The organism is Streptococcus mitis (genome assembly GCF_002096835.1).
Taxonomy (GTDB): Bacteria; Bacillota; Bacilli; order Lactobacillales; family Streptococcaceae; genus Streptococcus; species Streptococcus mitis_W.
The window spans coordinates 49,664-65,089 of sequence record NZ_NCVG01000021.1 but is presented as its reverse complement, the minus strand read 5'-3'; the positions used below and the strand labels follow the sequence as shown (position 1 = coordinate 65,089).

Genomic DNA, 15,426 nt, shown 5'->3' with positions numbered 1-15,426 from the left:
ACATGGCACAGTTGTATTATCGTTATGGGACCATGAACTCTGGAAAGACAATCGAGATTCTCAAGGTGGCCTATAACTATGAGGAGCAAGGAAAAGGTGTTGTGATTATGACCTCAGCTCTGGATACGCGTGATGGTGTTGGCTATGTGTCGAGTCGGATTGGTATGAAACGCCCTGCCATTGCGATTGAGGAGTCAACGGATATCTTTGGATTTATCCGAGATTTACCGGAGAAACCATACTGTGTTTTGGTCGATGAAGCCCAGTTTCTCAAACGTCATCATGTTTATGACCTAGCTCGTGTTGTTGATGAGTTAGATATACCCGTCATGGCTTTTGGTTTGAAAAATGATTTTCGCAATGAACTGTTCGAAGGTTCCAAGTATCTCTTGCTCTTAGCAGACAAGATTGATGAGATTAAGACCATTTGCCAGTATTGTAAGAAAAAGGCGACTATGGTTTTGCGAACACAGGATGGACTGCCCGTTTATGATGGTGAGCAGATTCAGATCGGTGGCAATGAAACCTATATCTCGGTTTGCCGTAAACATTATTTTGCCCCTGAAATCAATAAGGAGAATGAAGAAAAATGAACATCTATGATCAACTACAAGCTGTAGAAGACCGTTATGAAGAATTAGGAGAGTTGCTCAGTGACCCAGATGTGGTTTCGGACACCAAGCGTTTCATGGAGCTCTCAAAAGAAGAGGCTTCAAGCCGTGATACAGTGACGGCTTACCGTGAGTACAAACAAGTCCTTCAAAACATCGTTGATGCCGAAGAGATGATTAAGGAATCAGGTGGAGATGCGGACTTGGAAGAAATGGCCAAGCAAGAGCTCAAAGATGCCAAGTCTGAAAAAGAAGAATACGAAGAAAAACTGAAAATCTTGCTCCTTCCTAAAGATCCAAACGATGACAAGAATATTATCCTTGAAATCCGTGGAGCAGCTGGTGGAGATGAAGCAGCACTTTTCGCTGGGGATTTGCTAACCATGTACCAAAAGTATGCAGAAGCCCAAGGCTGGCGCTTTGAAGTTATGGAAGCCTCTATGAATGGTGTCGGTGGTTTCAAAGAAGTGGTTGCCATGGTTTCAGGTCAATCTGTTTACTCTAAACTCAAGTACGAATCAGGTGCCCATCGTGTGCAACGTGTCCCTGTGACAGAAAGCCAAGGTCGTGTCCATACATCAACTGCCACAGTTCTTGTCATGCCTGAAGTCGAAGAAGTAGAATACGATATTGATCCAAAAGACCTTCGTGTCGACATCTATCATGCATCAGGTGCTGGTGGACAGAACGTCAATAAGGTTGCGACTGCCGTTCGTATCGTTCACTTGCCAACCAATATCAAGGTTGAGATGCAGGAAGAACGTACCCAGCAGAAAAACCGTGAAAAAGCCATGAAAATCATCCGTGCGCGTGTTGCTGACCACTTCGCACAAATTGCACAAGATGAACAAGATGCTGAGCGTAAGTCAACGATTGGTACTGGTGACCGTTCAGAACGGATTCGTACTTATAACTTCCCACAAAACCGTGTCACAGACCACCGTATCGGTTTAACCCTCCAAAAACTAGATACCATTTTGTCTGGTAAATTGGATGAAGTTGTGGATGCCTTGGTGCTCTATGACCAAACGCAAAAATTAGAAGAATTAAACAAATAATGAAATTAGCTCAATTATTTTCAGATTTTGAAGAAGAATTGATAAGACAAGGAGAGGAAGCAGAAAGCCTCTCTTTTGTCTATCGTAGCCTGAAAAATCTATCTTTTACGGACTTTGTTTTTGCCCTCCAGCAGGAAGTGACGGAAGAGGAAGAAGTATTTGTAAAAGGAATTTTCCAACAGTTAGCAGCTCATAAACCGGCACAGTACATCATTGGACAGGCAGATTTTTATGGAATGCAGTTAAAAGTTGATGAGCGAGTATTGATCCCTCGTCCAGAAACAGAGGAGTTGGTGGAGCTTATCCTTGCTGAAAATCCTGAGACGAATCTATCAGTTCTGGATATTGGAACAGGTAGTGGAGCTATTGTTCTCGCCTTAGCAAAAAACAGACCAGATTGGTCAGTGACAGCAGCAGATATTTCTCAAGATGCTTTAGATGTAGCCAGCGAAAATGCTAAAAATCAAAATCTTCAAATATTTTTAAAAAAATCTGACTGTTTTACAGAAATTTCTGAAAAATATGATATAATTGTTTCCAATCCACCCTATATCTCTCGTAAAGATGCGTCAGAGGTCGGCTTGAATGTTTTGCATTCGGAACCTCATCTAGCTCTCTTTGCAGATGAGGATGGCTTAGCTATTTACCGTAGAATTGCGGAAGATGCAAAAGACTATCTCGAAGATGGTGGTAAGATTTACCTTGAAATTGGATACAAGCAAGGTCAAAGTGTTCCTGATCTTTTTAGGAAACATCTTCCTGAAAAAAGAGTACGAACACTCAAGGACCAATTTGGTCAAGATAGGATGGTTGTGGTTGATGATGGACAGGATTAAACAAGAGTTGGAAAATAGTGGAGCTGTCGTTCTACCTACAGAGACAGTTTACGGTCTTTTTGCCAAGGCTCTAGACGAAAAAGCAGTTAATCATGTATACCAGATTAAACGTCGTCCCAGAGACAAGGCACTCAATCTCAATATTGCCTCTTTAGAGGATATCTTGCACTTTTCAAAGAATCAGCCAGCTTATCTTCAAAAACTTGTAGAGACCTTTTTACCAGGTCCCTTGACCATTATCCTTGAAGCCAATGACCGAGTTCCCTATTGGGTCAATTCTGGCCTTGCGACTGTTGGATTTCGGATGCCTAGTCATCCCATTACCCTTGATTTGATTCGAGAGACGGGGCCCTTGATTGGACCGTCTGCCAATATCTCAGGTCAGGCAAGTGGCGTGACCTTTGAACAAATTTTGAAGGATTTTGACCAAGATGTTCTGGGTTTGGAAGACGATGCTTTTCTAACTGGACAGGATTCAACTATTTTGGATTTGTCTGGAGACAAGGTGAAAATCTTACGCCAAGGGGCGATTAAGCGAGAAGATATTCTTGCTCAGTTGCCAGAGATTTCTTTTGAGGAGGAATGAGATGCTAAGAGATTTACAAGAAACAGATGTGAAAGCCATTTGTGAAATCAACCAAGATGCTTTGGGTTATTCTTTTAGTTTAGAGGAAACGGCTAGCCAACTAGCTAAACTGTCTCAGAATTCACATCATTTCTTACTTTCTTATGAGGATGAAGCTAGTCATGCCTTGCTTGGATATGTCCACGCTGAGGTCTATGAATCACTTTATTCTAAAGCAGGATTTAATATTTTAGCCTTAGCAGTTTCACCTCAAGCGCAAGGTCAAGGTATTGGTAAAAGCTTATTACAAGGGTTGGAAGAAGAAGCAAAAAGACGTGGTTACGGGTTTATCCGCTTAAACTCAGCCGATCATCGTCTGGGTGCTCATGCATTTTATGAAAAAGTTGGTTATATTTGTGATAAAATGCAGAAACGGTTTATTCGCATCTTTTAGTCTATTTTCTTATTGGAAAAACAAACTAAAGGACCAGTCACACTATAAAGGAGAAGACCTATGATTTTTGATAAAGATGATTTTAAAGCATATGATGCTGATCTATGGAATGCTATTGCCAAAGAAGAAGAACGCCAACAAAACAACATTGAATTGATTGCTTCGGAAAACGTAGTTTCCAAGGCTGTTATGGCAGCTCAAGGGTCTATCTTGACGAATAAATACGCCGAAGGCTACCCAGGACGCCGTTACTATGGTGGGACTGATGTGGTAGACGTGGTAGAAAGTCTAGCTATTGAACGTGCAAAAGAAATTTTCGGTGCTAAATTTGCCAATGTGCAACCTCACTCAGGAAGCCAAGCCAACTGTGCGGCTTACATGGCCTTGATTGAACCGGGCGATACTGTTATGGGGATGGATTTGGCAGCAGGTGGACACTTGACCCACGGAGCTCCTGTCAGCTTCTCTGGTCAAACCTACAATTTTGTTTCTTATAGTGTGGATCCTGAAACGGAACTCTTGGACTTTGATGCTATCTTAAAACAAGCCCAAGAAGTAAAACCAAAACTGATTGTAGCTGGTGCGTCAGCCTATTCTCAAATTATCGACTTCTCAAAATTCCGTGAAATCGCAGATGCTGTTGGGGCTAAGCTTATGGTGGATATGGCCCATATCGCTGGTTTGGTTGCTGCTGGTTTACACCCAAGTCCGGTACCATACGCTCATATCACTACAACAACGACTCACAAAACCCTTCGTGGACCTCGTGGTGGTTTGATTTTGACTAATAACGAAGAACTTGCTAAGAAAATCAATTCAGCTATTTTCCCAGGTATTCAGGGCGGTCCTTTGGAGCATGTTGTCGCTGCTAAGGCTGTTTCCTTCAAAGAAGTCTTAGATCCTGCCTTCAAGGAATATGCTGCCAATGTAATCAAAAACAGCAAGGCTATGGTTGAAGTCTTCTTGCAAGATTCTGATTTCCGTATCATTTCAGGCGGGACTGAAAATCACCTCTTCCTAGTGGATGTCACTAAGGTTGTAGAGAACGGAAAAGTTGCTCAAAACTTGTTGGATGAGGTTAATATTACCCTAAATAAAAACTCAATCCCATACGAAACCTTGTCACCATTCAAGACAAGCGGTATTCGTATCGGATCTGCAGCCATCACTGCACGTGGATTTGGTGAAGACGAAAGTCGAAAAGTAGCTGAACTCATCATCAAAACCCTTAAGAATGCAGAAAATGAGGATGTCTTAGAAGAAGTGAGAAGAGCAGTCAAAGAATTGACAGATGCTTTCCCATTATACGAGGACTAAAACTTTTATGGACATTTATATTAAGAAAGCCATTATCCATCAGTTCAGCCCAGATGATACTGAGTTGTTCCTAGCGGATAAGTTTCTCAATATCACTCCAAAAATCGAAGAATACCTACGTAAAAAAATCGAACGTGTGTATTCAGATGAAGCCAAGACGGGGATTTTCGAGGAAGAAAATCCCTTCTTCAATCACATCACAGACGATTTGTTGGAGACATCGGTAAGACTGGCTAATCTCTGGAAAGAGGAGTTTAGTATTTCTGAAAATCTCAAGACCAATGACTTGGTTTTTGTTCAGTTTTCTAAAGAAGGTGTAGAGCATTTCGCTTTCTTACGAATTGCCTTGCGGGAAACCTTGACCCACCTTGGGGGAGAAGTTGATAATCCAATCAAGCTAACTCAGAATAATCTGCCCGGTTTTGGAACGGGGGCTGATGAGGCCTTGGTGGTTAATCTTCAAAGTCGTAAGTACCACCTGATCGAAAAACGAATCAAGTACAACGGGACTTTTTTGAACTATTTTTCAGAAAATCTTCTCACTGTCGCTCCTAAGATTTCTCCCAAGAAATCTATCAAGGAATTGGAAAAAACAGCCCAGAGAATTGCAGAGTCCTTTAACACAGATGATTTTCAGTTTCAATCCAAGGTTAAATCAGCTATTTTTAACAATCTTGAAGAGAGCAATGAACTGTCGCCTGAAAAATTGGCCAATGACCTTTTTGATAACAACCTGACAGCTCGTCTAAGTTTTATCGACCAAGTCAAGGAAGCCGTACCTGAACCAGTTCAGTTTGATGAAATTGATGCCAGTCGTCAACTCAAGAAATTTGAAAATCAAAAACTTTCCTTGTCAAATGGAATCGAACTTATTGTTCCAAATAATGTTTACCAAGATGCGGAGTCTGTTGAGTTTATCCAAAATGACAATGGAACCTATTCTATCTTAATTAAAAATATCGAGGATATTCAAAGTAAATAATGTTTAAATTACTACGAAGAGTGCTAATGCTAGCAGTCTTCCTTTTCGCTGTCTATAAAGTCTATCATATACACCAAGATGTGAAGCAAGTCATGACCTACCAACCCATGGTTCGAGAAGTCCTCAGTGAAAGAGATACTCCAGCCAATGAAGAGCTTGTGCTCGCCATGATTTATACCGAAACGAAAGGAAAAGAAGGCGATGTCATGCAGTCTAGCGAGTCTGCTAGTGGCACTACAAATACTATCAATGACAATGTGACGAGCATTCGTCAGGGAATTCAAGCCTTGACTGATAATCTCTACCTAGCTCAGGAAAAGGGCGTTGATGTCTGGACAGCTGTACAAGCCTATAATTTTGGTCCTGCCTATATCGATTTTATCGCTCAAAATGGCAAGGAAAACACTCTCGCCTTGGCCAAACAATATTCTCGTGAAACCGTCGCTCCCATTCTTGGAAATACAACTGGAAAAACTTACACCTATATCAACCCGATTTCTATCTTCCACGGAGCAGAACTTTATGAAAATGGTGGGAATTATTATTATTCTAGACAGGTTCGATTCAATCTTTATATTATGAAATTCTTTAATTTCTTTTAAACATCTGGTTTTGCCAGGTGTTTTTCACTATAAGTTTTCTTTAAGATTGTTTTATTACCCTAGAAAAGTAAAGGAGGGAATACCCTATGAGAAAGAAACTCTTTCTAACAAGCGCTGCAGTTTTGTGGGCAGCAACAGCTATGACGAGTGTCCACGCAGCAACAGATGTTCAAAAAGTAATCGATGAAACCTATGTACAACCTGAATATGTTCTTGGCTCTTCACTAACTGAAGACCAGAAAAATCAAACACTTAGCAAACTTGGCTATGACGCATCGAAAGACACCAAAGATATCAAAACCATGACACCTGATATCTATTCGAAGATTATGAATGTGGCTAATGATGCTAGCCTACAGCTCTATTCGTCGGCCAAGATTCAAAAGCTGGGTGACAAGTCGCCTCTAGAGGTCAAGATTGAAACGCCTGAAAATATCACCAAGGTGACGCAGGATATGTACCGTAATGCAGCAGTGACTCTGGGAGTTGAGCATGCCAAAATCACAGTTGCAGCTCCTATTCCAGTTACAGGTGAGAGTGCCCTAGCTGGGATTTACTACTCGTTAGAGGCTAATGGTGCTAAAGTACCGCAAGCCAATAAAGACTTGGCTCAAGAGGAGCTAAAAGCCTTATCCGATATCAATGCTGAAAACAAGGACAAGTCAGGTTACGATGCCAATAAGCTCAATGCGGCTATGACAGATATCAAGGCAAGAATCGCAAAGGCAAAAGAAGCCAAAGGAAGTCTGACAGAGGAAGATGTCCGCAAAATCGTTGAAGACACGCTAAAAAACTACAAACTCGATCAGGTTATAACAGGAAACCAGGTCAATATCATCATCAATTTCGCCCTCAACCTCTCAAAGAGTGACATTTTGAACAATGCTGATTTCACTAAAACTCTAAATGACCTCAAGGAAAGCATCGTTTCCCAAGCTGGAGATAGTTTTAAAAATATCAATCTCAACTTTGATGCCAATAAAGCGCTAGAAGAGGGGGGCAACTTCTTTAGCTCCCTTTGGCAAGCCATTGTCAACTTCTTCAAGAGTTTTGGTGCTTAGGTCATTTCATGATATAATAGATGGTAACAGAAATGTTGCCGTCTTTTTTTGTCGGCCGATAGAAAGTGAAAAATATGTTAAAGAAAAATGATATTGTAGAAGCTGAAATTGTTGATTTGACCCATGAAGGGGCAGGAGTTGCCAAGGTAGATGGTTTAGTTTTCTTTGTAGAAAATGCTCTACCAACTGAGAAAATCCTCATGCGAGTCCTTAAAGTCACTAAAAAGATTGGCTTTGGGAAAGTTGAAGAATACCTCGCTCAGTCACCTCATCGTAATCAAAATCTAGATTTGGCTTACCTGCGTTCAGGAATTGCTGATTTGGGGCATCTTGCCTATCCAGAGCAGCTCAAGTTTAAAACCAAGCAAGTCAAAGATAGTCTCTACAAAATTGCTGGCATTAGGGATGTAGAAGTCGCTGAAACACTAGGTATGGAAAATCCAGTCAAGTATCGAAATAAGGCACAGGTGCCCGTTCGTCGAGTGAATGGTGTCTTGGAAACTGGCTTTTTCCGTAAGAATTCGCATGATCTCATGCCACTTGAATATTTCTTTATCCAGGATCCTGTCATTGACCAAGTCGTAGTAGCTCTTCGAGACCTGCTCCGTCGTTTTGATTTAAAACCTTATGACGAAAAGGAACAGTCTGGATTGATTCGGAATCTTGTAGTGCGTCGTGGTCACTATTCAGGACAAATCATGGTTATTTTGATAACCACTCGTCCGAAAGTTTTCCGAGTTGAACAGTTGATTGAACAACTAATCAAGCAGTTCCCAGAGATTGTCTCTGTCATGCAAAATATCAACGACCAGAATACCAATGCTATTTTCGGCAAGGACTGGAAGACTCTTTATGGTCAAGACTATATTACGGATCAGATGTTGGGCAATGATTTCCAAATCGCTGGCCCAGCCTTCTACCAGGTCAATACTCAAATGGCTGAGAAACTCTATCAAACAGCCATTGACTTTGCGGAGTTAAGAGAAGATGATGTGGTCATTGATGCTTATTCAGGAATCGGAACTATTGGATTATCTGTCGCTAAGCATGTCAAGGAAGTCTACGGTGTTGAAGTGATTTCAGAAGCAGTAGAGAATAGCCAGAAGAATGCTGTATTAAACAATATTACAAATGCCCACTATGTCTGTGACACAGCTGAAAATGCCATGAAGAACTGGCTCAAGGAAGGTATCCAACCAACCGTCATCTTGGTTGACCCACCACGCAAGGGCTTGACCGAGAGCTTTATCAAAGCAAGCGCTCAAACAGGAGCAGACCGCATTGCCTATATTTCCTGCAATGTCGCAACCATGGCGCGTGATATCAAACTCTACCAAGAATTGGGATATGAGTTGAAGAAAGTTCAGCCAGTGGATTTATTTCCTCAAACGCATCATGTTGAGGCGGTAAGTTTGCTAGTCAAGGAGTAAAACGACGAAGATTAGCATTTACTTCCGCCCATGCGATAGCTGTCCGTGATTGACAAGTGCTAGCACGCAGACAGAACGGAGATAGCGAACCGCTGAGTGTGTCGCTCTGCTCGTAAAAGCTTAGAAACCTTTGAACGAAAGGGATAATGAAAGCCTTGATTGCAAGGCTTTTTGCTTTATGGTGGGTAAGTATCAGAGTGAGAAAATTTTTGGAATGAGTAGAAGTGATAGCTAGAAATTATCAGTTTCTATTTCCATTTACCCTGTGGGTACGTGTTTGTTTCCATTGACAAGGAGTTTGTGGGAATAGAAATGTACCCACCTTGTTTGAATCAAGTGAAGTGTAGTTGAAGGAAATCTGTTGAAAGCAATACTTCATTTTACCGAATAAGTAATAATTTAGGCAACTTCAAATCGATTAAAAAAAACTATTTTAAAGGTTAAGAGTAGACAAAAATTGTCCACTCTTTTTTGCAAACTCAATTTATCAATAAATGAAATGAGGGAATGTAAAATGAAATATTTTGAGGTTGAGTTAGAAAATCCTGATGAATTTTTAAAACTACAAACAGAAGATTTTGTGAAAGCTAATCGCTTGCTACTAAGGAAGATAATCCAGAGCGTTACAGTCTATGAAGAAAACTTCGTCATATCCTTTAAATCTGGCATCGAATTGGAAGTATGAGTCTCATTCCATAACTTTTATATTGAACATATCATCTTGTTGTGTTATACTATAAATTGATATAAACAAAGATGTAGGAGGAACCGAAACTATGACAGCCTCAATGCGTTTAAGATAAGCTGGCAATAAAAAAAGCAGAATCTATACCCGATGATAGGCTTTTTTGTTGTGCTTATTTATACGATATTGAGCATTCATTAGTTACGGTGAGGATATTGGTTATTTAACTATACCTTTATTTAACTATGTCTTTAATATGAATGTTTCCAAATTGTATGTATGCAGACCAAAAGCCACATTGTGGGGTTTGGCCTGCATTTTTTATTGCCTAGAATGCTATTCAAAATAGAAATTCAAGCAAAATAATATGCAGGAGATAATATAAATGGAAAAATACAACAATTGGAAACGAAAATTTTATGCAATATGGGCAGGGCAAGCAGTATCATTAATCACTAGTGCCATCCTGCAAATGGCGATTATTTTTTACCTTACAGAAAAAACAGGATCTGCGATGGTCTTGTCTATGGCTTCATTAGTAGGTTTTTTACCCTATGCGATTTTGGGACCTGCCATTGGTGTGCTAGTGGATCGTCATGATAGGAAGAAGATAATGATTGGTGCCGATTTAATTATCGCAGCAGCTGGTGCAGTGCTTGCTATTGTTGCATTCTGTATGGAGCTACCTGTCTGGATGATTATGATAGTATTGTTTATCCGTAGCATTGGAACAGCTTTTCATACCCCAGCACTCAATGCGGTTACACCACTTTTAGTACCAGAAGAACAGCTAACGAAATGCGCAGGCTATAGTCAGTCTTTGCAGTCTATAAGCTATATTGTTAGTCCGGCAGTTGCAGCACTCTTATACTCCGTTTGGGATTTAAATGCTATTATTGCCATCGACGTATTGGGTGCTGTGATTGCATCTATTACGGTAGCAATTGTACGTATACCTAAGCTGGGTAATCAAGTGCAAAGTTTAGAACCAAATTTCATAAGGGAGATGAAAGAAGGAGTTGTGGTTCTGAGACAAAACAAAGGATTGTTTGCCTTATTACTCTTAGGAACACTATATACTTTTGTTTATATGCCAATCAATGCACTATTTCCTTTAATAAGCATGGAACACTTTAATGGAACGCCTGTGCATATTTCTATTACGGAAATTTCCTTTGCATTTGGGATGCTAGCAGGAGGCTTATTATTAGGAAGATTAGGGGGCTTCGAAAAGCATGTATTACTAATAACAAGTTCATTTTTTATAATGGGGACCAGTTTAGCCGTTTCGGGAATACTTCCTCCAAATGGATTTGTAATATTCGTAGTTTGCTGTGCAATAATGGGGCTTTCGGTGCCATTTTATAGCGGTGTGCAAACAGCTCTTTTTCAGGAGAAAATTAAGCCTGAATATTTAGGACGTGTATTTTCTTTGATCGGAAGTATCATGTCACTTGCTATGCCAATTGGGTTAATTCTTTCTGGATTCTTTGCTGATAAAATCGGTGTAAATCATTGGTTTTTACTATCAGGTATTTTAATTATTGGCATTGCTATAGTTTGCCAAATGATAACTGAGGTTAGAAAATTAGATTTAAAATAAACAATATTGGAGGAATATTTATGTATCTTATTTTCATGTAACTCTTCCTGCTAAAATCGCAGGGTTTTCCCTGCATACAAGCAAATGAAAGCATGCGATTATAGACAGGAGGAAATGTTATGGAATTAATATTAAAAGCAAAAGACATTCGTGTGGAATTCAAAGGACGCGATGTTTTAGATATAAATGAATTAGAAGTATATGATTATGACCGTATTGGTTTAGTAGGAGCAAATGGTGCTGGAAAAAGCACTTTACTCAGGGTACTTTTAGGAGAATTAACTCCCCCAGGATGTAAAATGAATCGTCTGGGTGAACTTGCCTATATTCCCCAGTTGGACGAAGTAACTCTGCAGGAGGAAAAAGATTTTGCACTTGTAGGCAAGCTAGGTGTTGAGCAATTAAATATACAGACTATGAGCGGTGGTGAAGAAACAAGGCTTAAAATAGCACAGGCCTTATCGGCACAGGTTCATGGTATTTTAGCGGATGAACCTACGAGCCATTTAGACCGTGAAGGAATTGATTTTCTAATAGGACAGCTAAAATATTTTACAGGTGCACTGTTAGTTATTAGCCATGACCGCTATTTTCTTGATGAAATAGTAGATAAAATATGGGAACTGAAAGATGGCAAAATCACTGAGTATTGGGGAAACTATTCTGATTATCTTCGTCAGAAAGAGGAAGAACGTAAGAGCCAAGCTGCAGAATACGAACAATTTATTGCGGAACGTGCCCGATTGGAAAGGGCTGCGGAGGAAAAGCGAAAACAGGCTCGTAAAATAGAACAGAAGGCAAAAGGTTCTTCAAAGAAAAAAAGTACTGAAGACGGAGGGCGTTTAGCTCATCAAAAATCAATAGGAAGTAAGGAAAAAAAGATGTATAATGCTGCTAAAACCCTAGAGCACAGGATTGCGGCCTTAGGAAAAGTAGAAGCTCCGGAAGGCATTCGCAGAATTCGTTTCAGGCAAAGTAAAGCATTGGAGCTCCATAATCCATACCCTATAGTCGGTGCAGAAATTAATAAAGTATTTGGGGATAAGGCTCTGTTTGAAAATGCATCTTTTCAAATTCCGTTAGGAGCAAAAGTGGCGTTAACTGGTGGTAATGGAATCGGAAAAACAACTTTAATCCAAATGATCTTAAACCATGAAGAAGGAATTTCTATTTCGCCTAAGGCAAAAATAGGTTACTTTGCACAGAATGGTTACAAGTACAACAGTAATCAGAATGTTATGGAGTTTATGCAGAAGGATTGTGACTACAATATATCAGAAATTCGTTCAGTGCTAGCATCTATGGGGTTCAAACAGAACGATATTGGAAAAAGTTTATCTGTTTTAAGCGGTGGAGAAATTATAAAATTGTTGCTTGCTAAAATGCTCATGGGTAGATATAACATCCTAATAATGGATGAACCCAGTAACTTCCTTGACATACCAAGTTTAGAGGCTTTGGAAATACTAATGAAGGAGTACACCGGAACTATCGTGTTTATCACCCACGATAAACGATTACTCGAAAATGTAGCAGATGTAGTTTATGAAATTAGAGATAAGAAAATAAATCTGAAACATTAAATTTAAGGTAGTCGCTGGTCAGTATAGTCTGTTCTGGTTGGCGACTCCATTGTTAAAGAGTATAAAGACTTTAGATTTTATGAATATTAAAAATAGGAACAGTCAATTGAACTGCTCCTATTTTTCTGCTAAATATATTGTAGTTTTCTTATATGTATAATGATAGATTAGCGGATTCTCATCTACGGTACTTACTTCAAATATGAAGAAGTGATCGCGGTTATCTCTGGACTTTTCCTTATTGAGGACAAAGTAATTCTTACGTGAAGTCGCCATTGTTTTTAGGATATCATCAGTTAGGAAGGTCAATGGAATATTCATGTTAGAGTAGCGGTAGAAGTCACGTTCAAAATCTTGGTAGCTCTCGCTATAATAGTCCATTTGTAGGTGATTACGCTGAAACTCAAGCTGATTCATAGAGCACCTCCTCGACAAGTTCAATACTAATAATGTCTTTTAATTTCAAATTGATGTGACCTGTTGTAGTTTTTATCAAAATGAAATCTTTGGTCAGACTTGGTATTGTTCCAGTGTAGGAAACACGCTTGTTTTTTTCAATCACTTGAATGCGTGTGCGTAGCTGCCCGGCGTATACTTGACTGAGGAGTAATAATTTCTTCTCTAGTGATAAGTCAGACATGTACGTTACTTTGTTTGTATCATCAGAGAGTGCTGATGCATGTTCAGATAGGAAAAAGCCCATCCATTTTTGCATCTTTGTATCCTGGTACTCTCTTGCTGATTGAAATGGTAAATATGAACGGTCAATCATATCAAATCCTTTCTATGCAGAGGCAAGGGTATTTTTATCAAATTGAATCGTAAAACCTTGAATTACCCCACCTGTGTAACATTCTTTAAAGCGATTGATTACCTCAGTATAGATTATCACAGATGAGCTTGTTGGCTTAATGCTAAATGTAAATTCCAATGGTAATCGGTTTTCAGATTTAGCATGTACTAGTCGTATCGATATTTCAGTTGTTTTGAGTTTTCTCTGACGAAGTTTTGAAGTTGCTGTTTCAACGATTCCATGTAAAAATCTTTCAAGCATTTCAATATCATTACATCCTTTGCTACGGATTTCTGAAAATTGTACTGTATTTTTTTCTTGTTTCATTTTAATCCCTCCAATCCACCCGCGGAATGACCACCGATAAGTTTACTGCGTTCAATATTTCTGGAACCTTCAGTTAGGACGGTTCCTTTTTGTATGGCTAAAAAACCAAACTGTTCTCTGACAACATCAATAGCTGTCTGAAGTCTATTATCTTTTTCAATTTGTTCTACATCATCAAAGAGTGATAGTAGAGTATAGCTTTCATCTACGAAGCCACTATAAGATACACCAATTTGTCTCACTGCACCAGAGGTGTATTTTTTCGGAATAATACAAGTACATGACTCACCATTGTTTTGGGGAGATTTGCGGGTTCAATTTTATTCTGAGCATTTATAGATTTTTTCATCTCAGTCCTAGAATAGCCAATATGAATAGAAACGACAGTAGTCAATACTAGGGCTACTGTTCCGTTCCACAGTATCATTTAAAAATCATTTTCACACCCTTTCGTCTATTAGTATAGAAGAAAGCTCTCAGCACATGTCGAGTGTGTAAGCTTGTTAGTGAAACGTAGCTAATCCTCAAAAGGTTCACCCAAACCTTTTGAGTCCCACAAACGCATCACGTTGAGGCGGTATCACTGCTTGTACGAGCTGAAGCATCAGCGAAGTAGAAGCAGATGCTCCGCCCATGGGATAGGACTCGGAGAATGAGGAGGGAATATGATGAGATGATACAGAAAGCCTGAACTGATCAGGTGACGTGCTTATTTACATTAGCCTAATGATGAAAATAGAAAGATTATCGATGGTTATATTGGAATTGTACCAAAATGATTATTCTAAATATATAGTCGCGTTTGATTCAATAAAAGAGGGGAAAACTTTTGTAGCTCAAATCCCTGGATATACTTTAGAAACAGAAGATGGATTTGAAGTAGAGTTTTTTAATCCTACAAATCTACCAGACTATCTGGAAATTATCTATAACGGAAACATTGTACCTTTGTCTAAATTTATGTTTGATCCTGAGGAAAATGTTGACATTATTTGGAAAGAAATCTCGAATCTATCCGAACCAAACGAAAAAGTAATTGAAGGCTATTCCAAAATCGATGCCTATGTTGTTAACAACGATGAAGTTAAAACCTAAGTGGAAGCAAGAGAAGCGAACTATCGGCAGGCAAAAGACTTTCTAGAATGCAGTGGATATGAAGTAGACAGAAGCTTTTTCAGAAGTGAAGACGGTGAAGCGATTCTCTACAGAAAAAAAGGTGCAGAAGATTGGCATTTCTTGTGTTACTTAGACCCAATATTTTTAGAGATTGAAGATGTAGAGGGATATGTTAAAGAAGAGGTTGGAGAAATTCAATAGTCAACCAAAGTTCCTTATCAGCATGTAGATTTGCTAGTAAAATCGTCAAATCCTTGTAACAAAGGGGGTTAAGAGAACCCTTGAGTGTAAGCCGTTTTCTTGTTTAGAGGGGACGTATTAGAGTATCCGCTCATAATTTATACTAGACCTGATAACTTATTTGAGATAGATTTTATTTCTATAAATACTGTGGAAATTTTTT

The 15,426-nt window shown here is 39.3% G+C and carries 17 protein-coding genes and 1 pseudogene; 14 read left to right on the top strand and 4 right to left on the bottom strand.

What is annotated here, in order from left to right; genetic code table 11:
• The first annotated feature begins 2 nt into the window (after positions 1-2).
• The 13 genes from B7699_RS04590 (at position 3) to msr(D) (ending at position 12,787) form a co-directional block, all read left to right on the top strand.
• Positions 3-593 (top strand): thymidine kinase, encoded by a 591-nt coding sequence (locus tag B7699_RS04590; protein WP_084927277.1) that lies wholly within the window; start codon positions 3-5, stop codon positions 591-593.
• Positions 590-1,669: a peptide chain release factor 1 gene (gene prfA / locus B7699_RS04585; RefSeq protein ID WP_084927276.1), complete on the top strand. Its 1,080-nt coding sequence runs from the start codon at positions 590-592 to the stop codon at positions 1,667-1,669. The genes B7699_RS04590 and prfA overlap by 4 nt, the downstream gene beginning before the upstream one ends.
• Positions 1,669-2,505, top strand: a complete 837-nt coding sequence (prmC, locus tag B7699_RS04580; RefSeq protein ID WP_084927275.1) for a peptide chain release factor N(5)-glutamine methyltransferase — start codon at positions 1,669-1,671, stop codon at positions 2,503-2,505. Before prfA ends, prmC begins: the two co-directional genes overlap by 1 nt.
• Positions 2,489-3,091, top strand: a complete 603-nt coding sequence (locus tag B7699_RS04575) for an L-threonylcarbamoyladenylate synthase (RefSeq protein ID WP_192852003.1) — start codon at positions 2,489-2,491, stop codon at positions 3,089-3,091. The genes prmC and B7699_RS04575 overlap by 17 nt, the downstream gene beginning before the upstream one ends.
• Position 3,092: 1 nt before the next feature.
• The gene (locus B7699_RS04570; protein WP_084927273.1) at positions 3,093-3,524 is read left to right on the top strand and encodes a GNAT family N-acetyltransferase; all 432 of its coding nucleotides are present in this window, start codon (positions 3,093-3,095) and stop codon (positions 3,522-3,524) included.
• Positions 3,525-3,584: 60 nt separating this feature from the next.
• Positions 3,585-4,841: a serine hydroxymethyltransferase gene (glyA, locus tag B7699_RS04565; RefSeq protein WP_084927272.1), complete on the top strand. Its 1,257-nt coding sequence runs from the start codon at positions 3,585-3,587 to the stop codon at positions 4,839-4,841.
• 7 nt (positions 4,842-4,848) lie between these two features.
• Positions 4,849-5,823: a nucleoid-associated protein gene (locus B7699_RS04560; RefSeq protein ID WP_192852002.1), complete on the top strand. Its 975-nt coding sequence runs from the start codon at positions 4,849-4,851 to the stop codon at positions 5,821-5,823.
• Positions 5,823-6,425, top strand: coding sequence for a lysozyme family protein (locus B7699_RS04555; RefSeq protein ID WP_084927270.1), 603 nt, complete (start codon positions 5,823-5,825; stop codon positions 6,423-6,425). The genes B7699_RS04560 and B7699_RS04555 overlap by 1 nt, the downstream gene beginning before the upstream one ends.
• A gap of 86 nt (positions 6,426-6,511) precedes the next feature.
• Positions 6,512-7,486 (top strand): DUF1002 domain-containing protein, encoded by a 975-nt coding sequence (locus B7699_RS04550; RefSeq protein ID WP_084927269.1) that lies wholly within the window; start codon positions 6,512-6,514, stop codon positions 7,484-7,486.
• Between the two features lie 74 nt (positions 7,487-7,560).
• Positions 7,561-8,916: a 23S rRNA (uracil(1939)-C(5))-methyltransferase RlmD gene (gene rlmD, locus B7699_RS04545; protein ID WP_084927268.1), complete on the top strand. Its 1,356-nt coding sequence runs from the start codon at positions 7,561-7,563 to the stop codon at positions 8,914-8,916.
• Positions 8,917-9,430: 514 nt separating this feature from the next.
• Positions 9,431-9,601, top strand: coding sequence for a hypothetical protein (locus B7699_RS04540; RefSeq protein WP_000873143.1), 171 nt, complete (start codon positions 9,431-9,433; stop codon positions 9,599-9,601).
• Between the two features lie 385 nt (positions 9,602-9,986).
• On the top strand, positions 9,987-11,204 hold the full coding sequence (gene mef(A), locus B7699_RS04535; protein WP_000417519.1) for a macrolide efflux MFS transporter Mef(A): 1,218 nt from the start codon (positions 9,987-9,989) through the stop codon (positions 11,202-11,204).
• 119 nt (positions 11,205-11,323) lie between these two features.
• Positions 11,324-12,787 carry an ABC-F type ribosomal protection protein Msr(D) gene (gene msr(D) / locus B7699_RS04530; protein WP_000420313.1) on the top strand — a complete coding sequence of 488 codons (1,464 nt, stop codon included), beginning with the start codon at positions 11,324-11,326 and terminating at the stop codon, positions 12,785-12,787.
• Positions 12,788-12,904: 117 nt separating this feature from the next.
• On the opposite strand, the gene B7699_RS04525 is transcribed toward msr(D), so the two are convergent.
• From B7699_RS04525 to B7699_RS04510, 4 genes are read right to left on the bottom strand one after another with little or no spacing between them, the layout of a single operon-like run.
• Positions 12,905-13,204 (bottom strand): DUF5960 family protein, encoded by a 300-nt coding sequence (locus B7699_RS04525; protein WP_001072467.1) that lies wholly within the window; start codon positions 13,202-13,204, stop codon positions 12,905-12,907.
• Entirely contained in the window at positions 13,191-13,559 is a 369-nt protein-coding gene (locus B7699_RS04520) for a hypothetical protein (protein WP_000567222.1), read from the bottom strand. The genes B7699_RS04525 and B7699_RS04520 overlap by 14 nt, the downstream gene beginning before the upstream one ends.
• 12 nt (positions 13,560-13,571) lie before the next feature.
• Complete coding sequence (locus tag B7699_RS04515; RefSeq protein WP_049487160.1) at positions 13,572-13,907, bottom strand: DinB/UmuC family translesion DNA polymerase; 336 nt, start codon at positions 13,905-13,907, stop codon at positions 13,572-13,574.
• Positions 13,904-14,149, bottom strand: coding sequence for a hypothetical protein (locus tag B7699_RS04510; RefSeq protein WP_001813542.1), 246 nt, complete (start codon positions 14,147-14,149; stop codon positions 13,904-13,906). The genes B7699_RS04515 and B7699_RS04510 overlap by 4 nt, the downstream gene beginning before the upstream one ends.
• Before the next feature lie 508 nt (positions 14,150-14,657).
• Here B7699_RS04510 and B7699_RS04500 point away from each other — a divergent pair.
• A pseudogene (locus tag B7699_RS04500) lies at positions 14,658-15,224 on the top strand (hypothetical protein).
• Positions 15,225-15,426: the final 202 nt, after the last annotated feature.